Source organism: Acinetobacter sp. YH12136 (genome assembly GCF_013418545.1).
In the GTDB taxonomy this organism is placed as follows: Bacteria; Pseudomonadota; Gammaproteobacteria; order Pseudomonadales; family Moraxellaceae; genus Acinetobacter; species Acinetobacter towneri.
Map to the genome: position 1 here is coordinate 1 of NZ_VPBV01000023.1, position 19,321 is coordinate 19,321.

At 42.6% G+C, this 19,321-nt stretch carries 22 protein-coding genes and 2 pseudogenes; 13 read left to right on the plus strand and 11 right to left on the minus strand.

Annotated elements, in window-relative coordinates; all coding sequences use genetic code 11:
* Nucleotides 1–95: transposase domain-containing protein (locus tag FTU71_RS10680; RefSeq protein ID WP_178867550.1), on the plus strand; the 95-nt coding region annotated here is incomplete at its 5' end.
* 27 nt (nt 96–122) lie between these two features.
* On the opposite strand, the gene FTU71_RS10685 is transcribed toward FTU71_RS10680, so the two are convergent.
* Nucleotides 123–269 carry a helix-turn-helix domain-containing protein gene (locus FTU71_RS10685; protein WP_373684963.1) on the minus strand — a complete coding sequence of 49 codons (147 nt, stop codon included), beginning with the start codon at nt 267–269 and terminating at the stop codon, nt 123–125.
* 269 nt (nt 270–538) lie between these two features.
* The gene (locus FTU71_RS10690) at nt 539–1,786 is read right to left on the minus strand and encodes an integrase family protein (protein ID WP_131261641.1); all 1,248 of its coding nucleotides are present in this window, start codon (nt 1,784–1,786) and stop codon (nt 539–541) included.
* 276 nt (nt 1,787–2,062) lie between these two features.
* Between FTU71_RS10690 and FTU71_RS10695 the strand changes: the two genes are divergently transcribed.
* From FTU71_RS10695 to FTU71_RS10705, 3 genes and pseudogenes are all read left to right on the plus strand, one after another.
* Nucleotides 2,063–2,791 (plus strand): hypothetical protein, encoded by a 729-nt coding sequence (locus FTU71_RS10695; protein ID WP_179994244.1) that lies wholly within the window; start codon nt 2,063–2,065, stop codon nt 2,789–2,791.
* Nucleotides 2,792–2,865: 74 nt separating this feature from the next.
* Nucleotides 2,866–3,444, plus strand: a pseudogene (locus FTU71_RS10700) (IS982 family transposase); the annotation flags it as partial.
* Nucleotides 3,445–3,722: 278 nt separating this feature from the next.
* Nucleotides 3,723–3,977: a TIGR03643 family protein gene (locus FTU71_RS10705; protein WP_179994245.1), complete on the plus strand. Its 255-nt coding sequence runs from the start codon at nt 3,723–3,725 to the stop codon at nt 3,975–3,977.
* 14 nt (nt 3,978–3,991) lie between these two features.
* Here the strand turns inward: FTU71_RS10705 and FTU71_RS10710 are convergent, their stop codons facing one another.
* Complete coding sequence (locus tag FTU71_RS10710; RefSeq protein WP_163145909.1) at nt 3,992–4,126, minus strand: DUF2256 domain-containing protein; 135 nt, start codon at nt 4,124–4,126, stop codon at nt 3,992–3,994.
* A 3-nt stretch (nt 4,127–4,129) separates the two neighbouring features.
* Nucleotides 4,130–5,653 carry a cryptochrome/photolyase family protein gene (locus FTU71_RS10715; protein ID WP_180006139.1) on the minus strand — a complete coding sequence of 508 codons (1,524 nt, stop codon included), beginning with the start codon at nt 5,651–5,653 and terminating at the stop codon, nt 4,130–4,132.
* A 383-nt stretch (nt 5,654–6,036) separates the two neighbouring features.
* Between FTU71_RS10715 and nudC the strand changes: the two genes are divergently transcribed.
* Nucleotides 6,037–6,810 (plus strand): NAD(+) diphosphatase, encoded by a 774-nt coding sequence (nudC, locus tag FTU71_RS10720; RefSeq protein WP_179994246.1) that lies wholly within the window; start codon nt 6,037–6,039, stop codon nt 6,808–6,810.
* 158 nt (nt 6,811–6,968) lie between these two features.
* Here nudC and FTU71_RS10725 read toward each other — a convergent pair whose 3' ends face one another.
* The 3 genes from FTU71_RS10725 to FTU71_RS10735 all read right to left on the minus strand — a co-directional run bounded on the left by FTU71_RS10725 (nt 6,969) and on the right by FTU71_RS10735 (nt 7,772).
* Nucleotides 6,969–7,166, minus strand: coding sequence for a hypothetical protein (locus tag FTU71_RS10725; RefSeq protein ID WP_168405434.1), 198 nt, complete (start codon nt 7,164–7,166; stop codon nt 6,969–6,971).
* Between the two features lie 61 nt (nt 7,167–7,227).
* On the minus strand, nt 7,228–7,455 hold the full coding sequence (locus tag FTU71_RS10730) for a hypothetical protein (RefSeq protein ID WP_004761266.1): 228 nt from the start codon (nt 7,453–7,455) through the stop codon (nt 7,228–7,230).
* Between the two features lie 101 nt (nt 7,456–7,556).
* Complete coding sequence (locus FTU71_RS10735; RefSeq protein ID WP_004799092.1) at nt 7,557–7,772, minus strand: cold-shock protein; 216 nt, start codon at nt 7,770–7,772, stop codon at nt 7,557–7,559.
* Nucleotides 7,773–8,253: 481 nt separating this feature from the next.
* On the opposite strand from FTU71_RS10735, the pseudogene FTU71_RS10740 reads away from it, so the two are divergent.
* The 8 genes and pseudogenes from FTU71_RS10740 (at nt 8,254) to FTU71_RS10775 (ending at nt 16,427) form a co-directional block, all read left to right on the plus strand.
* Nucleotides 8,254–8,802 (plus strand): annotated as a pseudogene (locus tag FTU71_RS10740) (lipocalin family protein).
* Nucleotides 8,803–8,939: 137 nt separating this feature from the next.
* On the plus strand, nt 8,940–9,926 hold the full coding sequence (locus FTU71_RS10745) for an acyl-CoA desaturase (RefSeq protein ID WP_179994247.1): 987 nt from the start codon (nt 8,940–8,942) through the stop codon (nt 9,924–9,926).
* Complete coding sequence (locus FTU71_RS10750) at nt 9,923–11,206, plus strand: NAD(P)/FAD-dependent oxidoreductase (RefSeq protein WP_179994248.1); 1,284 nt, start codon at nt 9,923–9,925, stop codon at nt 11,204–11,206. Before FTU71_RS10745 ends, FTU71_RS10750 begins: the two co-directional genes overlap by 4 nt.
* A gap of 9 nt (nt 11,207–11,215) precedes the next feature.
* The gene (locus FTU71_RS10755; RefSeq protein WP_087549659.1) at nt 11,216–12,004 is read left to right on the plus strand and encodes a DUF1365 domain-containing protein; all 789 of its coding nucleotides are present in this window, start codon (nt 11,216–11,218) and stop codon (nt 12,002–12,004) included.
* On the plus strand, nt 12,001–13,203 hold the full coding sequence (locus tag FTU71_RS10760) for a cyclopropane-fatty-acyl-phospholipid synthase family protein (RefSeq protein WP_087549558.1): 1,203 nt from the start codon (nt 12,001–12,003) through the stop codon (nt 13,201–13,203). The genes FTU71_RS10755 and FTU71_RS10760 overlap by 4 nt, the downstream gene beginning before the upstream one ends.
* Nucleotides 13,204–13,227: 24 nt before the next feature.
* On the plus strand, nt 13,228–14,007 hold the full coding sequence (locus tag FTU71_RS10765) for a DUF1295 domain-containing protein (RefSeq protein ID WP_087549557.1): 780 nt from the start codon (nt 13,228–13,230) through the stop codon (nt 14,005–14,007).
* Between the two features lie 8 nt (nt 14,008–14,015).
* Complete coding sequence (locus tag FTU71_RS10770; RefSeq protein ID WP_180111973.1) at nt 14,016–15,065, plus strand: cyclopropane-fatty-acyl-phospholipid synthase family protein; 1,050 nt, start codon at nt 14,016–14,018, stop codon at nt 15,063–15,065.
* A 39-nt stretch (nt 15,066–15,104) separates the two neighbouring features.
* Entirely contained in the window at nt 15,105–16,427 is a 1,323-nt protein-coding gene (locus tag FTU71_RS10775) for a sensor histidine kinase (RefSeq protein WP_373683932.1), read from the plus strand.
* On the opposite strand, the gene FTU71_RS10780 is transcribed toward FTU71_RS10775, so the two are convergent.
* The 4 genes from FTU71_RS10780 to FTU71_RS10795 all read right to left on the minus strand — a co-directional run bounded on the left by FTU71_RS10780 (nt 16,424) and on the right by FTU71_RS10795 (nt 19,271).
* Nucleotides 16,424–17,116, minus strand: coding sequence for a response regulator transcription factor (locus FTU71_RS10780; RefSeq protein WP_005177281.1), 693 nt, complete (start codon nt 17,114–17,116; stop codon nt 16,424–16,426). The two genes, FTU71_RS10775 and FTU71_RS10780, sit on opposite strands and share 4 nt — an antisense overlap.
* 11 nt (nt 17,117–17,127) lie before the next feature.
* Nucleotides 17,128–17,628 (minus strand): chalcone isomerase family protein, encoded by a 501-nt coding sequence (locus tag FTU71_RS10785; protein WP_005177287.1) that lies wholly within the window; start codon nt 17,626–17,628, stop codon nt 17,128–17,130.
* Nucleotides 17,604–18,176 carry a nuclear transport factor 2 family protein gene (locus FTU71_RS10790; RefSeq protein ID WP_171407659.1) on the minus strand — a complete coding sequence of 191 codons (573 nt, stop codon included), beginning with the start codon at nt 18,174–18,176 and terminating at the stop codon, nt 17,604–17,606. The genes FTU71_RS10785 and FTU71_RS10790 overlap by 25 nt, the downstream gene beginning before the upstream one ends.
* 162 nt (nt 18,177–18,338) lie before the next feature.
* A complete protein-coding gene (locus FTU71_RS10795; protein WP_063454701.1) occupies nt 18,339–19,271 on the minus strand; it encodes an IS5-like element ISAba12 family transposase in 933 nt (310 codons plus the stop codon).
* Nucleotides 19,272–19,321: the final 50 nt, after the last annotated feature.

Genomic DNA, 19,321 nt, shown 5'->3' on the forward strand with positions numbered 1-19,321 from the left:
CCTATTTAAGTGATGTGCTGAAAAGGTTGCCGACACATAAAGTGACTCAGATTGAAGAATTGCTACCACACCGCTGGAAACCTGAACCGAATTAAAAAATAGGCATGGGGTTCAGCGGACGCTTACGATTTATAATTCTTCTTCCAACGATAAAAAGTATTTCGTGAAATACCAAAATATCGACAGGTCAATACAACATTGCCATTTTGTTCAGCATGAGCAAACACTTTTAATTTATGGGCAATTTCCCGTTGGGCTTTTGTACTCAAAATTCAAACTCCTATGACATGAGGTGAAATTTACCAAAATGTCAGTAGAAGTCTCAATTTTCACACATTACTCAATTATCCATTTACTTTGAAGGTCGATTAGATCGATATAATTAAAATCTAGTCAAATTTACTGACATAGATTTTTGAACGCCCTCTTTTGAAGAGCGTGTAACCAAGTATTTTTAAAACTGTATTTACACAGAATTATTTACACCCTTTACCAGTCAATTTCTTAACTGACTGGCATTAGTCCGTATCGAGGTATTTCAATTAATGCCATTTCGCACTTGTTGCAAAATCCAATCCTCATATTCTTGTAGTGTTTCTTGTAGCATATCCATAGGTCGTACGATGTAGTGCCTTTCAACTAATGCACTTGGTTTATGACCTGATATCTGTGCTAAAGATCCTTCATTGATTTTTGCCCAAATAGCTAACGTTTTATATGATCTCCTCAATCCATGGGGAGTAAGTTCAATATTCAGTTTTTTACATATTTTCTCTAAGCTATCGTAAGGATTAACAATATGGCCACATTCAGCGCCCTTACTGCTAAATATGAATTTAGAATCAGAATTTTTCTTTAGTTCTAATAATAAGCTTTCAACATATGCAGTTAGAGGAATTAGGCGACCTTCATCTTCAATTTTATCCCTGACTTTTGCTGTTTTCCAACGAAAATCGACATCTGTCCATTTTAATGAAAGCAGCTCATTCTTTCTGCAACCAGTGATTAAACTACATATCAAAAAAATCGCTATTTTTCTGCTAGTTAACTTATTTACCTCTTCAAACCATGGTTTTAGATGCTGTTTCATCAAACAATCATTCTTGGCTTTTGGGGAAGGGACTTTATCTTTAACTTTTTTTGAGTTGTATGATTTTGGAGGCACTAAGTTTTCATAATCCTCGTGTTCATCACACCAATTCAGGAAAGCTCGTGTAAGTCTGTATGCTTTAGCTGATGTTGTTGGACGGAAGTCATTGTGATCAAGCCAATCGCATAATACATCTGCAGTTAATTCAGAAAGTTTGTACTCAAACAGTTGAAAAATGGGTTGACTGGTATAAACACTATTTTTTTCAGGATCGTAACCACCTCTAGATAATTCGATGTGGTCCTGATAACTTCTTGGTCGCCAATTAGGTTGTCTTGCTTTTAAATATTCAAACCATACATCTTTAAATTTAATAGTTTTGCGTTTTTCTTGTTTTAGCAGTTCTTTATTATCAGCTAAAGCTTTCTTACGCTCGATTAATGGGTCAATCCCTTTGTGGCACATAATCGCCAATTCTTGTGCATATTTACGAGCTTCATCTAATTTCCATACATCAACGTCACCAATTTTGATACGACGGTTTTGAAGACCAATACGGCCTTGGAAAATGTAGCTTTTATTATTTTTAGGTGTAACTTTGACGCCGAATCCTGGTGTTTTCTCATCCCAAAAAAAAGTTGGTTTATTTTTGTCTGAGCAATCAATTTTATCAATAGCAGGTTTTGTTAACTTCATTCTAGTAAGCATCTGGTAAGCAAGTAGTAAGCAAAATCAATATATATTAATCAACAAAAAGAGTTAATAATAAATTATTAAAATTACATAAATATATGATAGTATTGACATTATATTTTTAATTTGTTGATTTTAAATTACTATGTTAACGGACTCATAATCCGTTGGTCGACAGTTCAAGTCTGTCTGGGCCCACCATATAAAACAACCACTTACGTGCACTAATCGTAAGTGGTTTTTTATTAAAATAAAAAAAGGTAGCGAATAGGTAGCGGTATGAATGATGCTTATGGAATAAAAAATTCATTGGAAATGGCGGCAAGTAAAGTAAGAATTTTAGAAAGCGAAAAACAGCAGATCAATGAGTCGATTCTTTATTTAGATTTAAACACAAGTTTTTCAAAAGTTCCGTTTTACACGGCTATGCAAATAATATTGAGAAAAACTGAAGGAGAGTCGAGCAAAGTAGATCAACTCTCAGAAGATGAAATAGTGAAATATTATCGGTCTATTTTACAGGTTCTTAAAAGTGCTATGATGCCACCAGATAAACTTATTGTGATTGAAGCAGAAAAGCTTTCTTATCCTATTACCGATAGTTTCTTAGACTTTCTGATTAAGGAGGGTTTTCCTCAGGGAAATGATTTGCGAGAGTGGAGGCTGTTTGCTAATAAATGTGAGAATTATTTTATACCTATAGTAAAAGTTAAAAAAATTATTTTAAAAATTAATCGTTATCAAAATATTCACCCGCTAAAAAGTTCGACTTCAACAAAAGTTCGTCAGGAATTTATTATTAAAGTTTATACCTCTTTAAGTAAAGAGGACCAAGCTCTTTTACACAACAAACCACAGGGTAGGAATGGTTTAAAGGAAAAAGTTCGTAAAAATATTTCAGATAAAGACTTTACATTTTATTTTGCAAATATTGATCATAATTTTGACAATTCTTGGAAAAAAGCAAGAAAAGAATTAATTCTCTTACATAACCCGAATCGCGGATAAGAAATTGACTTGAAGAATAAAAGGACTAGAGCCATCAGTTGAGTTACCACACCAAACCTAAAGCTCTAGCCCTGATGTTTAATAGAACCGAATTATTCTGCGTAATTGATGATTTCTTTCTTAAATTTGAAGCAACTTATTGGAAATTTCTCAAACAAAGTCGTCACTCTGTAAGAATTCGAACAGCTCAACTCAGCCTCCTCAGAAATTATTTTTATCGCCATTTGGCATAAGTGTTCTCACTTTAATAATTTCAAAGCATTCTTTTCAGGGCTGAAACAGGATAAAAGCTCTTTATTTAAAAGCTTGTCCTGTTAGCAACGGATGATTCACCTCATCAATATGCATTCCATGCCTTACATGTCGCCTTAATGAAAGGCCAATGCAGCCAATATTTATGGGTCGATTCAACCACTTTACCAGTCTGTAAAAATCAACGCATCCAACGGCATAAATCATTAGCTAAGATTGCATCTCGTGGCAAAAGCTCAATGGGATGGTTTTATGGCTGTAAATTACACATAGCGATGAATCAATATGGCGAAATCGCTTGTTCTGCTTTATCTAATGGGCATGTGGCCGATATAAAAATGGTTGAGCATTTAGTGGAAGGCTTAGAAGCAAAGCTTTACGGGGATCGTGGTTATATCAGCCTGCACTGGGTTATGTATCGCCTTTTGAGTTTGAAGCAATGTACTATGATAAGATTAACCCGTTAGGTCAGGCGGCCTAACTTAAATAAAAAAGTCTCCGACAAACCCGGTACGGTTCAAGATTTAAAAGGGCCAGTTTAACTAGCCCTTTTATTCGTGCTGAGGCCGTAAACTAGATAAAGATCACAAAAAATTCATGATTATATTGTTATTCTTTTAGTCAGATTAAAGTCGATAAAGCTTATTGACGCTTCATGATGATTAAAAACGAGAATGGTATGAATCAATTTTCTGAAAAAGACTTATCTAGAATTATAGAAATGGCTTGGGAAGATCGAACCCCTTTTGAAGCTATTTTATGTGAGTATGGTTTAAATGAAGCGGCGGTCATCCGCTTGATGCGGCAAAATATGAAACTCAGTAGCTTTAAAATGTGGCGTGCACGCGTGACTGGCCGAAAAACCAAACATCTGCAGCTACGTTCACCCGACGTGATACGGGCCTATTGTTCACGCCAATACAAGCGTTTCTAAGTGTTTGATTTCGATTACCGTCTGGACTCACGTTTACATCGTTCAGAACAGTATCTGACTTCCGCCCAGCAGCGTTGCCATTTTTTGCGCCAAGTAAAAGGGCGCAAACAGTGGATACAGATTTTTTCAGGCAGATGCTGTTTTTTCATGGTTTATAACTCATCAATCCGGCTAAGAAGTTGCTGGGCATGGCTGATAATCTGAGGCCGATCTTTAAGCTTGTCCAGCTGTCGATAGATCATGCACATACGTGGATGAGTACGGAATGTCGCTTCATGCCGGATCATGAAATACCAGTACAGGCTGTTGAAAGGACAGCTGTCCGGTTCGGTACGGGTTTTGACATTGTAGCTACAGTGCTTGCAGTAATCCGACATCTTATGGATATAATTGCCCGAAGCCCCATAGGGCTTGCTGGCCATTAAGCCACCATCGGCATGCATTACCATGCCCAAGGTGTTCGGTAGTTCTACCCATTCATAGGCGTCGGCATATACTGCCAGATACCACTCACTGATCTGCTGCGGGTCTACACCCGTTAACAGGGCAAAATTTCCAGTCACCATCAAACGCTGAATATGATGTGCATACGCATGCTGAAAAGTATTACGGAAACACTCAGCCATGCAGTTCATCTGAGTGCGGCCAGTCCAGTAAAATTGTGGCAACGGGGTTGAGTACTGCAGCGCATTGCGGCTGGCATACTCCGGCATGTACAGCCAGTAAATTCCGCGGACATATTCGCGCCAGCCGAGGATTTGCCTGATAAAACCTTCCACTGCATTCAGTGGTGCATGACCGGCATAGTAGGCCGTTTCTGCGGCATCACAGACTTCTCGCGGCAGCAGCAAGCCACAGTTTAGATAAGGCGAGAGCAGGCTGTGAAACAGCATGTCTGCACCCTGAACCATGGCATCCTGATAATCTCCAAAATGCGGCAAACTGTGGGTAATGAAATGCTCCAGTGCAAGCAGAGCATTGCTACGTGTGGTGGCCCAGCGGAAGTTGTCAAGGCTGCCAGCGTGAAGCGGAAACTCGCGCTCAACCATTTGCATTACATCCAGATCAATCTGATCGCGTTCAAAATGAAGTGTTGGAGGCAATGGTGGAGTGCCTGACCATGCCTTGCGATTGGCGCTGTCATAGTTCCACTGTTGTCCAAGCGGCTGCTGTCTCTGCATCAAATAACCGGTCTGTTTACGCATTTCCCGGTAAAAATATTCCATGCGCAACGTCTGGTAGCGGCTGGCCCAGTGCCGGAACTGCTCCGGGCTACAGAAAAAACGATCGTCATCCAGACACTGTACCGGCAGTTGCAGCTGCTGGCTCCAGTGCTTTTCAATCTGCTGCTGCAGGCGGTATTCCCCGCATCGGGTCATTACCAATTCTGTGACGGGGAACAGCAGTTGCTGTGCCTGTACGAAATCCAGCAGGCTACGAATCGGACTGCCGTACTGAAAAGCATGGTAACGTACACGCCAGCCTTCCGCTTTGAGCTCTTTGGCAAAATGCCGCATTGCGCTAAAAATCAGGGCAATTTTCTGCGGATGATGGGCGACATAAGTCGCTTCCTCAACCACTTCGGCCATCAGGATCACATCCTGGGTACGGTCTAGCGCTTTAAGCGTAGCAAGCTGATGATGAAGCTGGTCACCTAAAATTAAACCGAAACGCATAGCCCTTCCAGACCCGATCAAAGATAGTCTAGTGTAAAGCCAGACAGTTCAATTTTTTGTGAAAACACAGATCAGTCCACATGTTCAGTAAATTCAACCCGACCAGATGATCTGCTGACATTGCACATGAATCATGATTGCTACAATAACAGAGTGTTCATCTCTATAATGCTACATCCAGTTGATGAAATTCGCTTCGCATTATTCCTGAAGTCATAATTGTTGTGAAAATTATGTGATTTTAATCAAAAAGATACAAATTATTATGGTTGTAATTCAGGAAGCGTGCGCTTAGTATCTAAAGAGAAGTTACTCTATGTAAGTTTCCTTAGTTTTGTCCCATACACCCCCATGTATGGGATTTTTTTTAATCAGTGGATGTCATGAGCATGCATTCAAAAGCGTATATTTTTAGACAGCAGCAATTAATGGTGGATGAGCATTTTCAGTTGCCGCTGGTCGCAAGACTGCAGCATGATCTGGATCTGTCGGAAAATGGCCAAGTCATTGCACGGGATCTAAAAGAAAATGAATTAGTACCTGAAGGCTATCAACTAGTCCCGATCCGGCAATTGGTGCAGGTCTGGAGCAGGCCACAGTTTGAACAAGCCAGTCGTGCTGTGCAATTGCTCGAGTGGCGCCGTAATCACCGCTTTTGCAGTAAATGTGGCCACCCGACCCAGCAGCACGTCAGTCACTATGCCATGGTCTGCCCATCCTGTGGTTATAACCAGTATCCACGTGTGAATCCTTGTGTGATCACTATCATTACTCGGGGTACAGATGAAATTCTGCTGGCAAAAAATGCCCGCAACAAAACCCAGATGTACAGCCTGATTGCCGGATTTGTCGAAGTGGGCGAAACCCTGGAGGAGGCGGTACGCCGTGAGACGATGGAAGAAGTGGGGCTACAGATCAAAAACATTCAATATCTGGCCAGCCAGCCGTGGCCGTTTCCCAGCAATCTGATGATGGCCTTCAGGGCAGAGTATCACTCGGGTGAGATTCAGATTCAGGAAGATGAACTGAGCGACGCGCAATTTTTCAAGTTTGATCAGTTACCCGAAATTCCCTTCAAGGGCAGTATTGCTTATGCCATGATTCAGCATGTGATGCATGGAACACCTGTTGCCGATGACAGCAAAGAATGGCTTTGAAATTTTGAACAAATATAGTGCGCATTCTCGCTCTTTTAAGGGCGAGTTAAGCCACTAGAAATTTAAAATTATTATATTAGTTATAAATAATATAAAGCTATAAGATATAAATATTTTTATATTATTGGCTTTGTTTTAGCTGTGAGTAGTTCATCGACTTAAATAATCTTGAAAATTTTTCCGCTAGAAGTACTTTGGAAAAACATTTCAAAACTGGGCCGAATATCTTCACCATCCACGGTAATATATTTGACATGGGAACAAGACTGGCTAGCACTAAAATTGCGCTCAACCGTGGCCTGAATAGAATATTTGATACCGAATTGGTCTTTTACATTTAGATTTTGTTTAAACATTATTTTACCTTTAACAAGATTATGGAGCGGCTGTTCAATTAATTAAGCAATATATTATTTTTTAAATAACTTTTTGATTTAGCTTAAATAATTGATTTAAAGACGTATAAAATGTACGACCATCTAAATTTAAATCTACCTCAATTCCAGATTCCAGCAGAACTCTTTTTCCCACTTCAATTTCTTTAAAACCTTGACGTGTATTCTGCATTTTATTTAAGGGAATTAAAGAAACGATAATTTCAGTACCATTTTTAGATTTTGCTATTAATTCATTAACTTTTAACAATTTATATCCTGTTTTTATGATTTTTTCCAATATGGAAAACAACTTTTTCTTTAAAATTAAAAAAGCACTGAGTAGTGCTTTTTAAACTCGTATTTTAGTGCTTATATAGCAACAATATTGACCGCATTCGGTCCTTTTTGACCTTGAGCAATACTAAATTCAACCTGTTGGCCTTCGAATAATGTTTTAAAACCTGAGTTAGCAATTTCACTAAAGTGCGCAAAAACATCTGGACCTGATTCTTGTTGAATAAAACCAAAACCTTTAGTTTCATTGAACCACTTAACGGTACCTTTAACAACATTTGAGTTTGACATAATAAATCCTACTGATTTTTTAATAATTTTTAGTCATTTTATTGACTGCATATAACTTTGAAAATAATAAAGAATGAAACTTAAAATCTGAAAAAAACGAAGAATTATGAATAAAACGACGATACTTAAGAGAGATTTAATGAAACAAGACTTTTTTCTAGTTGAGTTAACTATACCTTAAAAATAAAATTAATCAAGTTTTTTTATATGTATATTTAATTGCCTTATAAAAGATGATTGGTTCAGGAATTAATATGTTGATCTAGTTGGCTTTTTTAAATAATACTATCGACAATATTGCTACATTGAATCTAAAAAACCAATTTACCGCTTTAAAAGGGGATCCAAGAAGAAATGATTTTCCCCATTTTCTCAGGCTGTAAGATTGAAATTTCTCCTACCTTCATTCTGCATTTAATCTTCACGCTTTGTTCACACCCACCTGGGTTATCTTAAGTCTCAAATACAACAAGGCTTAAAAATGAAGATGCTATTCAAGTCGGTTTTTGCAGTTACAGCGCTGGCCATCATCAGCTTAAGCTTTACTGCTCGAGCTGAAACGGTTGCCCCTCAGGCAGTCGATCAGGTGAATATCCGGCAGTATGCGGGTAAATGGTATGAAATTGCGCATTTACCGATGTATTTTCAGCGTAAATGTGTCTCGGATATCTCGGCACAATACACTGTCAATGCCGATCAGACCATGGACGTCTTAAATAGCTGCCGGATTGAAAATGGTGAAATGATAAGCTCTGAAGGGGTGGCCTATCCGCAAAATCAGGGCAACAGCAAACTGAAAGTCAGCTTTTTGTCGCCAGGTTTAAGATGGATTCCGTTTACCAAAGGGCATTACTAGGTATTACGAGTAGACCCGGAATATAAAGTGGCGCTGGTCGGTGGACCGAGTACCAAATACCTATGGATTTTGTCACGTGAACCGCAACTGGATCAAGCCACTTATCAGTCCTATCTGGATACAGCAAAATATTATGGTTATGACATCACAAAACTGATCAAATTGCCGCATTAATCTGTTACCCTTTTGCCGAACTCATTAGTCTCTCTACAGTTCGGCTTTTTTTTATTTCACTTCACATAAAATTCATATCTGACTGATTAGACTCATCAAATAGAATAAAGACAACCGCTTAAAAGTAGGATGAGTCCATGTTGAAAAGTCTGATGCGATGGATAGACAGCTGGTCTACACCCACAGCGCCCGAAACACTGACGGCTGAAAACAGCAAGATTCAGTGGCTGAGGATTTTACCCTTTATTCTATTACATCTAGCCTGTCTCGCCGTGTTCTGGGTGGGAGTGTCGTGGTTTGCGATTGGCTTTATGCTGCTGTTCTACCTGATCCGCATGTTTTCCATCACCGCTTTTTTTCATCGTTATCTGTCACATAAAACTTTTCAGACTTCGCGTCCGGTACAGTTCCTGTTTGTGTTGATGGGTACCATGAGTGCGCAGCGTGGCCCGCTCTGGTGGGCGGCGCATCACCGTTATCACCATCGCTATACCGATACCTTGCAAGACCCGCATTCCTCCACGCATGGTTTTTGGTACAGCCACGTTGGCTGGTTTTTAAACGAATATAACTTTGCCACGCGTAAAGAAGTCATTAGAGATTGGCTGAAATATCCGGAACTGATCTGGCTGGACCGTTTCAGTTTAATTGTGGTGGTGCTGACCGCGGGCGGTATTTACGCGCTAGGGGAGTGGCTGGCTATGACCTGGCCGCAACTCGGTACCTCCGGCCTGCAATTGCTGGTCTGGGGGTTTGTGGTCTCCACTGTGTTGCTGCTCCATGCCACTTTGTGTATTAACTCATTGGCGCATCATTATGGCAGCCGGGATTTTGACACTGAAGATCACAGCCGCAACAACTTATTCTTGTCAATCATTACCTTGGGCGAAGGCTGGCACAACAATCACCATTATTATGCCGGCAGTACACGGCAGGGTTTTTACTGGTGGCAGATTGATGTGACCTATTACCTGCTGAAACTCATGTCTTTGTTCGGGCTGGTCTGGGGACTCAAGCCGATTCCGCCACGGGTCTATGATGTCAGTAAAATTGCCCGGGCTCGAAAACAGAAAAAAGCTGCCAAGACCGGCACTCCGACTATTCATTCAAAGGAATCGCCATGAAAATTGCAATTATTGGTTCAGGTATTTCCGGTCTGTACGCTGCCTGGAAACTCAGCAAAGCGCATGAAGTCACAGTATTTGAAAAGAAGAACTACTTTGGTGGTCATACCGATACCCATCAGCTGAATATCGATGGTGAACAGGTTGCGGTGGACAGTGGCTTTATTGTGTTTAACGAGCATAACTATCCGCTGTTCTGCGCCATGCTAAAAGAACTTGGGATTCAATCGCAAAGCAGTGACATGGGCTTTTCGGTGAATAATCAGGTCAGTGGCTTACAGTACAATCCTTCAAAAAAATTCTCGTTATTGTTCCGACCTCAAAACTTTTTTAATGCAGATTTTCGCGCGATGTTGTCGGATCTGTTCCGTTTCTATGCGGCCAATAAAGATCTGGATGTGGAACAGGTCGATGCACAGCTAAGTATTGATGAGTATTTAAATCACCATGGTTATAGCGATGCCTTCCGTCATGAACATCTCTATCCGATGTGTGGAGCGCTGTGGTCCTGTCCGGTGGAACAGGCCGGACAGATTCCCTATAAATTTGTGGTGAGCTTTTTCCAGCATCATCGCATGTTGCAGCTCAAAGACCGTCCTTTATGGCTGACGGTCAAGGGTGGATCAGCTCGCTACGTTCGTGCCATTCAAGCCCAGTGCAATATCACCTTCCGTAAAACTGCTGTGCATCAGGTGTCTCGCAGCGCCAATGATGTACTGATTGAAACCCAACAAGGTAGCGAGCGTTTTGACTGGGTGATTTTCGCCAGCCACGCCGATGACAGCCTGAAACTGCTGAAAGACCCGACCGCGCAGGAGCTGGACGTGCTAGGCAAGTTCCGCTATCAGGATAACCGCATGGTGGTACATTCCGATACCTCTATCATGCCCAAATCCCGTCGCCAGTGGGCCAGCTGGCATGTACACGTCACGCCGACTCAGGCCACTGAACAGACGCCATTCCAGCACAGTGGCACACATTATGGCTTTAGCTACTGGATGAACCAGTTGCAGAACCTGAACTGCAAAACCCAAGTCTTTGCCACCCTGAATCCTAATTTTGCCCTGAATCCGAAAAAAGTCTGGGTAGAACGACATTACCGTCATCCAGTGTTTGATGCCCCGGCGATTGAAGCACAGCAACGCTGGGTCGAGGTCAACGGCCAAAACCGCACTTCATACTGTGGTGCTTACTGGGGCTGGGGCTTTCATGAGGATGGGGCGCGTAGCGCATCATGGGTAGTCGATCAGCTATTGAAACAGGCCGAACAGGCCGCCTAGGAGCACATGATGCAGATGTATCCACTGGCGATTGCCTCTGCCGAAATCCGGCACCGACGTTATTTGCCCAAAGCCCATGCTTTTGAGACCCAGCTAACCTATCTATGGTTTGATCCGGATCAGCTCGCGACCTTTACCGGTAAATCCTGGCTCTGGTCTTCCAGCCGCTGGAATTTCTTGACCCTAGATGAGCGGGATTTTCTGACCATGGAATATGGTTCGATTCGGCAGAAGGTCTCACGTTTGCTCATCAAGCGGGAAAACTATCTATTACCGCATGCCGCATCTATCCGAGTAATGGCTTTGCCACGAACACTCGGCTTTCGCTTTAATTCTGTAGTGTTTTATCTAGTCTTAGATGCCACCGACCAACTGATATTTGTACTTAGTGAAATTACCAATACACCGTGGAATGAAAGACAGGTCTACATTCACGACTGCCGAAACAATGCAGACCAACATGCGCCGTACCAAAGTCACCAGTTTGATTTTAAAAAGGACTTTCATGTGTCGCCGTTCATGCCGATGGAGCTAGATTATCGTTGGCGTTTTAGCTTTTCAGAACAACAAAATGTGATTCATATGCAGCTGTTTGAGCAGGCCGTGCTGCAATTCGATGCCACCCTGAAATTTTCCCTGCAGGCCATCACAGTTCCTTCACAGCAGCATCGCTATGCTGTACTGAAAGTTCTTGAACCCTTCAGGATGGTCAGCGGAATTTATCTGCATGCCTTTCGTTTATGGAAAAAGAAAATTCCGTTTTACCGCCATCCTAAAAAAGAAAAAGGAAAGACATGACTATGAAAACACTGTTAATGGGAGAGCACACCGAACTGCCGGTGGTATTACGGCATTTGCTGAAATTGCGGCATGGTCAGCTGATTTTTAAAGGCATCTGGAGCGGAACAGTTGGCGAAAACAGTGATCTGCAGGCCGTGATTCAGGTGCACGATACCCGTCTAATGGAACTGTTGTTCCGTAATGGTGTACTGGGGGCAGCAGAAGGATTTATTCGTGGTTACTGGAGCAGTGAAGATCTGGTCAATGTAATTCGTATTCTAGCGCGTAATCGTGATGTGCTTGATCGGATGAATCAAAATGTGGTGGCAAAAGCTAGCCAGCTGGTACTCAAGGCTTGGTATAAATCCCGCAAGAATTCGATTGATGGCAGTCGTCAGAATATTGCTGAGCATTATGACTTGAGCAATGATTTTTTTAAATTGTTCTTAGATTCCAGCATGATGTATTCCAGTGCGGTGTTTAAAGACCCTTGTATGAGCTTGGAACAAGCTTCAGATTATAAAAAAGAACTGATCTGCCAAAAACTTCAATTGCAACCGATGGACCATTTGGTTGAAATTGGCAGCGGCTGGGGAGGCTTTGCCATTTATGCGGCTCAGCATTATGGCTGTAAGGTGACCACCATTACCATTTCCCAGGCACAATATGATGAGGCTGTAGCCCGAGTTGCTGAAGCAGGGCTGTCTCATCGGGTGTCTGTACAGCTTCAAGACTACCGTTTACTAGAAGGCAAATACGACAAGCTTGTGTCGATTGAAATGATTGAAGCAGTGGGTGAGCAATATTTACCAACTTATTTCCAAAAATGCCGCGAGCTCCTTAAGCCGAATGGTCTAGCCTTGATACAGGCGATTACCATTGAAGATGCACGCTATGTTAAAGCTTTAAATACGGTGGATTATATTAAGCGTTATATTTTCCCCGGTAGTTTTATTCCATGTATCAGTGTGATGACGCAAACGGCTTCTGAGCAAAAACTTCGTCTCAAACATCTGGAAGATATTGGTCAAAGCTATGCACAAACCTTGAAGTGTTGGCGCCAGCGTTTTCTGGAGCAACGTGATCAGGTGTTGCAACTTGGTTTTGATGAGCGCTTTATCCGCATGTGGGATTTTTATCTGTGTTATTGCGAAGGTGGCTTCCGCGAAGGTGTGATCAGCGATGTTCATTTGCTGTTTGAAGCCAGTGCTTACTAAGCAGAAATAAAACAGGAGGGCGACATGCTGCTAGATTTATTTTTGCTCAATGTCTTCATCATGCTCTGTAGCTGGGTGTTGGTGACCTATAACCGCAGAGCAGGGCTAGTCGATGTCGCTTGGAGTTTCAGTATTGCCCTAAACATGATTATTGCCGCTTGGGCGATTCACAGTGCACCACTGTTGGTTCGGTTATTTCTGGGACTGGCGAGTGGGATCTGGTTTTCACGGCTGACTTGGCATCTGTTACGGCGCTATGCCAATGAAACCCAAGAAGACACGCGTTATGCCAACATGCGCCGAGCGATGGGGGATTATCAGCATCTTGGTTTTCTGGTGTTTTTTATATTTCAGGCAGGTTTGGCGCTACTGTTTTCCTACCCAATGCTGAAGTTGTTAAGTATCTCGACCGAGCAATGGAATGACTGGACTTTGGTCACTGTGATTGGGGCGGGTATGATCATGCTCTTGGCTTTGATAGGTGAAAGCACTGCCGATCAGCAACTTTACCGTTTTAAGCTAGATCCACAGAATCAAGGTAAAACCATGGATCAGGGCTTGTGGAAATATTCGCGCCATCCGAATTATTTTTTTGAATGGCTGCATTGGTTTGCCTATCCAGTGCTCGGTTTGGCAGCAGGATGCTATGAATTATGGATATATCCACTGCTGATGTGGCTATTCTTGTACTACTTTACAGGTATTCCCTTTAGTGAAAAACAGGCGCTCGCCCACCGTGGCGACAACTATAAAGACTATCAACGACGAACTTCAATGTTTATTCCGTGGCCACCCAAAGAGTAGGTAAATACATGGACTTTATGATTAAAAAAACCTTAGAACTGATCGAAAATGGCAAGGTGCCAGACCCAGTGATTCGTGCAGGCATTCGTACTTTAAGCAAAAAACGTTTGGCACAAGAAGGTCGGTTTAACCCCGCATTGGCAGCGCAGCGCTATATGGATGTGCTGACCATGCTGAAAAACAGCGAAATTGCCATTGAGACAGACAAAGCCAATGAACAGCATTATGAACTGCCGACCGCATTTTTTCAGGCAGTACTCGGTAAGCGTTTGAAATATAGCGCGAGTCTCTTTGAACATGCCGATACAACGCTAGACCAAGCCGAAGAAGCTGCTCTTGCATGCTATTGCCAGCGAGCACAACTGAAAGACGGGCAGGATATTTTGGAAATTGGCTGCGGTTGGGGTTCTTTAAGTCTATATATGGCCGAGCGTTATCCAAGGGCCCGTATTACAGTCGTGTCAAATTCTTCAACGCAGCGCGAGTATATTCAGGAACAAGCCCGTAAAAAAAAACTGGATAACCTGACGGTGATCACTTGTGATGTCAATGTGTTGCAACTTGAACCTGCCTCTTTTGATCGTGTGGTGTCAGTGGAGATGTTTGAGCACGTGCGTAACTATCAAAAACTATTTGAAAATATCAGTATTTGGCTCAAACCAAATGGCTTATTGTGGTGTCATATTTTCTGTCATCGTTTCTTGCATTATCCTTTTGAAGTCAAAAATGAGTTTGACTGGATGTCGCAATATTTCTTTAGTGGTGGTTTGATGCCAGCAGCCTCAACTTTCCTACATTTTCAGCAGCATTTACAGCTAGAACAGCACTGGCAATGGGCGGGCACGCAGTATGAACGTACCGCAAATGCTTGGCTAGAAAATATGGATGCTAAACAGGCCGAGCTAAAGCCCTTATTTGAACAAACTTATGGCGCGGATGCCGCAATCTGGTGGCAACGCTGGCGGATTTTCTTTATGGCCTGTGCCGAGCTGTTCGGTTATGAGCATGGACGCGAGTGGGTGATCGGTCACTTTCTGTTTAAAAAGAAAACCGTATAATTGAATGGCGAATCGGATGGGGTAGCGGGGAATGCACCAATGTTAAAGCTGTTCAGGGACAAACACGATCATCCTCTGGGTGAGGTGTTTAACCGCTATTACTGGCTGCAAATCGGATTCATTGCCTTGTCTGTGGTGATTGGGATTGGCTTCAGTGCCTGGGTAATTAAAGGTTCTTTGCTCAGAACGGCGCTAGAACAGGAAATGTCTCACTACTGGCAACGATTAGAACGTAATCCTGCCGCAGAATTGCCCGACACCAAAAATCTGTATGGTTACCGCTGGAACACTGTGCCACCACCCCAATTTAAGACTATGCAGCTTGAGCAAGGAGTGAATCGGCATTTTGTCGATGGCAAGGAGCGCATGACTGTGTATGGTGAAAAAGACGGACAGCATGTCCTGTTGGTCTTTGGCGAAAGCAACGTCAACAAGCTGGTGTGGCTGTTTGGTCTGGCACCGCTGATGGTCAGCCTGTTTGTGCTATATAGTGTGCTGTGGTGGTGGAACCGTCGGGCCCGGCGCTATTTTTCCCCGATTACCCGTCTGGCCAATGCGCTGGAATATATCGACTGGGAACATCAGAAAAATCAGGCTTCGCCTTTTCAGGACATCCGCACCGACTCTAATCTGGAAGCTGAATACCTCAAGCAGGCGCTGGAAAAATATCATCAGGTATTAAGCGAATTTATTCAGCGTGAGCGTGAATTTACCGGAGATGTCAGCCATGAGCTGCGCACGCCACTGACCATTTTAAAAGGCAATGTGCAGCTGTGTCAGGCACGCTATGGCGACAACAAGTCCTTTACCCGCCTGCATAACACCATTGAAGACATGCAGCTGCTGGTCGATACCTTGCTGGCAATTGCCCGCAATACCACCAACACTTTAACTGCTGAACCGACCATGCTTTCAGAATGTCTGGACAATCTTGTGCAGGATCTGGAGAGTGTCAGTCATAACAAAGGCATGCAGATAGACCTGCAAAAAGACCTCGATGAACAGCCGCGTAAACTTTATCCATCCATGACCAAAATGGTGTTTGGCAATATTCTGCGCAATGCGCTGAACTATTCACAGGGCACAGAAATTGATGTGATTATGGAAAAAAATAAAGTACTGATTGCTGACAATGGAGTCGGCATGCCTTTACCTAACAATTCTAAAGTTCAGGAACTGTCTGGTCAGCAGCTACAACTGGAAATCAAAGGGCATGGTATTGGATTGCAATTGGTGCAAAAGCTATGCAAACAGCTAGGTTGGCGTGTGGAGCTGTTTGACAGGCAATATTATCTTGACACTCATCAGAATGTTGATCTAGCAATGACCACTGGACTGATTGTTGTTGTGTACCTAAATTAGGCTTCATCTTCGAAAGCAATCTTTAAACCAATCCCAGATATGGTGTGAATCAGCTTTTGTTCAAAGGGTTTATCGACCATTTTGCGTAAATTATAGATATGACTGCGCAGAGCATCACTTTCTGGCTCTTCGTCACCCCAAAGCTGCATCATAATTTCCTGTTTGGTCAGTACTTTAGGAGAATGTCGCATTAGTAGCTTCAAAAGTTTAAACTGAATCGGAGGCAATTCAATGTTCTGCCCAGCTCGAGTTAGCTGTTGTGTTGCTGGGTCCAAAATTAGGTCATGAATTTGCAGACGACTGCTAGATACTTCACCCAGGGAACGTTTGATCAGGGCCTTGACCCGAACCACTAGCTCGTTAAAGTCAAAGGGCTTGACCAGATAATCATCCGTGCCGGAATTGAAGCCTTTAAGTTTGTCATCCAAGGTATCCCGAGCGGTAAGCATCAAGACAGGTAAGTCCAACCCCTCTTCATTGCGTAACCACTCGCACAATTCATAACCAGAACCATCAGGCAAATTAATGTCTAGTAGCAAGATATGGTAGCGTTGCTGTTTCAGTAATTGTCTAGCAGCACTCAGATTGCGGGCGTGATCGACCACAAAGCCATGTTCTTCAAGAAACTCGCATAGGGTAGAGGCCAGTTCATAATGGTCTTCAACCATCAGGATAAAATGTTTCGACATAGCGGCAGACACTAATTTAATAATTGCTGTTTTAATTTAGCACTAAATGGCTGGGGACCCAGCCATATATTAAAATATTGTTGTGCCAGAGGATGTTTAAGCTGCCCTAAACTTTGCTGGTTCAAAGATAAGCTCAGGGTCTGTGTAGCATGGTTGTATTTTAAACGATACAGGTCGCCTGATCTGACCGGACGATACAAATCGGTGATTGGGTTGAATAGAGCATGTATTTTTGCGTCTTTAACATTACGTTTCAGTAAATGTGTGGCCGCACGCTTAAATGCCCATTCCGGAATATTCTGTGTATAGGAAAAGTCCATCTGTATATTTTGTTTTTCCCAGGACTGGCTACAGTTTTGGGCAAAATAACTGGCCATACCGACCTGTTTTTGACCCACCATCAGCGGACCATTGCCGCATTGATTCAGGCTTTGTGCCTGTGCCCATGGACAGAAGCTACATCCCATCACTAACGCTGTACTAATCGCTATTTTTTGAAAGGCAGTAGCCATGAGTAGACCCCTCCAACATAAGGCAGGGAACGGTACAGGCCATTCGCAGGGTCCCAGAAATCCTGCTGGAAAATAATCTTGTTGTTTTCGTTGATCTTGATTTCACTGATACCGTAAGAGTCCATACTGCGGGTCGTGCCGAACAATTTAAAATCATAGGCCATATGCCAGTGCACATAGGCAGAGTCCTGATGATAAGAAGCGTTTAACAGCTTGACGCTGACCTTGCTGACCCGTTTGTTCATGCCTTGAAAGTGCTCGAGTAGATTTTGACGGGATGAAAATTGCGATAGCGTATCGTTAATAAACAGCTGGTCGGCATACAGTGCTCCAGCATTTTCAACGAATTCAGGTGTGCCCAAGGTATTAAAGGCTGAGGTAAAGCGGAGGCCGATATCCTGAGCTTTAGCCTGATCCAGCGCTATCCCCTGAATACCATTTCTGGATTGGGCGTAATCGTCTGAATAACTGGGAATACTTTTACATCCGGCTAACAACAGAAGCGGCAAGGATAAGGCTGTAGCAATTAGTGTTTTTACAAGTCTCATCATCAGTGTCCGTATGAAGTGTATGTTTATACCTTAGGCAGCACAGCGTGAATAGAATGTGAAATAGACGTTATAGATGAGCAATTGAATAGAATTTTTCAAATCAAAGAGGCTTTGTTGCACAAAGATTTGAAATGCAAAGCGCCCCTAATTGAGCCAAATTTAAGGCGTAACTTGGGTAAGTGGTCGACCTAATTCCGTAAATCTGTTAAGGACTGCTACACGTGCATGGATCTCATTCACTTGGCTATCAAAACTCCTTGCACTGAGTTTATCTCCTAATAATTTGATGCAATGCATCTTAGTTTCAACCAAACTTCGACGATGATAGCCTGACCATTTTTTCCATAGTGTCCTGCCTAAACGTTTAATTGTTCGAAGTAATTCATTTCGCTCTAGCGAGCTACTCTTTGTATCTTTCCATGGTTTCGCATTTTTTCTAGGTGGAATCACCGCATGCGCTTGCCGATCTGCAATGACCTGACGGCATTGCTTGGTGTCATAAGCTCCATCGGTATAAACAGAGTTAATCTGCTCATCTTGTGGAATCTGATTAAGTAAATCACCAAGCACCTGTGAATCACTGACATTATTGGTTGTAAGCTGAACTGCTCGTATTTGTAGGGTTTTAGCATCTATACCAATATGAAGTTTACGCCATTGGCGACGATATTCAGGTCCATGTTTCTTGCGTTTCCATTCGCCCTCACCTAGAAACTTCATGCCTGTAGAGTCCATGAGTAGATGCAGCCCATCGCTACTTTTTTGGTAGCTGATTACAATATCAATATGCTTTTGTCTTCTACAAAGCGTGGTGTAATCTGGAGCTATCCAATTTAATCCGCAAAGTTTAATCAGACTTTGCACAAAGCCAGTGACCATACGTAAAGACAGACGGAATAAGGATTTAATCATTAAGCAGCATTGGATGGCTGCGTCGGAGTAGGTTTGATTTCGCCCTTGTTTGCCTTTTGATGGCGCATACCATTGCGTAGCAGGATCAAACCAAATGGCAATATTTCCGCGACTCATGAGTGCTCGGTTATATGCGGGCCAATTGGTTGTGCGGTAGATTTTGTGTGTAGGCTTCTTCATTTGAAAATTATATCGCTGAAAAACCCTTTACAGATAGGTTTGTGCAACAA

Coding starts and splice junctions, on each gene's coding strand:
- FTU71_RS10775 (WP_373683932.1), top strand. CDS start 15,105: ATGTTAAAGCTGTTCAGGGACAAACACGATCATCCTCTGGGTGAGGTG.
- FTU71_RS10770 (WP_180111973.1), top strand. CDS start 14,016: ATGGACTTTATGATTAAAAAAACCTTAGAACTGATCGAAAATGGCAAG.
- FTU71_RS10710 (WP_163145909.1), bottom strand. CDS start 4,126: ATGAAAAAACAGCATCTGCCTGAAAAAATCTGTATCCACTGTTTGCGC.
- nudC (WP_179994246.1), top strand. CDS start 6,037: ATGAGCATGCATTCAAAAGCGTATATTTTTAGACAGCAGCAATTAATG.
- FTU71_RS10780 (WP_005177281.1), bottom strand. CDS start 17,116: ATGTCGAAACATTTTATCCTGATGGTTGAAGACCATTATGAACTGGCC.
- FTU71_RS10735 (WP_004799092.1), bottom strand. CDS start 7,772: ATGTCAAACTCAAATGTTGTTAAAGGTACCGTTAAGTGGTTCAATGAA.
- FTU71_RS10760 (WP_087549558.1), top strand. CDS start 12,001: ATGACTATGAAAACACTGTTAATGGGAGAGCACACCGAACTGCCGGTG.
- FTU71_RS10690 (WP_131261641.1), bottom strand. CDS start 1,786: ATGAAGTTAACAAAACCTGCTATTGATAAAATTGATTGCTCAGACAAA.
- FTU71_RS10715 (WP_180006139.1), bottom strand. CDS start 5,653: ATGCGTTTCGGTTTAATTTTAGGTGACCAGCTTCATCATCAGCTTGCT.
- FTU71_RS10725 (WP_168405434.1), bottom strand. CDS start 7,166: ATGTTTAAACAAAATCTAAATGTAAAAGACCAATTCGGTATCAAATAT.
- FTU71_RS10765 (WP_087549557.1), top strand. CDS start 13,228: ATGCTGCTAGATTTATTTTTGCTCAATGTCTTCATCATGCTCTGTAGC.
- FTU71_RS10755 (WP_087549659.1), top strand. CDS start 11,216: ATGCAGATGTATCCACTGGCGATTGCCTCTGCCGAAATCCGGCACCGA.
- FTU71_RS10785 (WP_005177287.1), bottom strand. CDS start 17,628: ATGGCTACTGCCTTTCAAAAAATAGCGATTAGTACAGCGTTAGTGATG.
- FTU71_RS10795 (WP_063454701.1), bottom strand. CDS start 19,271: ATGAAGAAGCCTACACACAAAATCTACCGCACAACCAATTGGCCCGCA.
- FTU71_RS10705 (WP_179994245.1), top strand. CDS start 3,723: ATGAATCAATTTTCTGAAAAAGACTTATCTAGAATTATAGAAATGGCT.
- FTU71_RS10790 (WP_171407659.1), bottom strand. CDS start 18,176: ATGAGACTTGTAAAAACACTAATTGCTACAGCCTTATCCTTGCCGCTT.
- FTU71_RS10745 (WP_179994247.1), top strand. CDS start 8,940: ATGTTGAAAAGTCTGATGCGATGGATAGACAGCTGGTCTACACCCACA.
- FTU71_RS10750 (WP_179994248.1), top strand. CDS start 9,923: ATGAAAATTGCAATTATTGGTTCAGGTATTTCCGGTCTGTACGCTGCC.
- FTU71_RS10695 (WP_179994244.1), top strand. CDS start 2,063: ATGAATGATGCTTATGGAATAAAAAATTCATTGGAAATGGCGGCAAGT.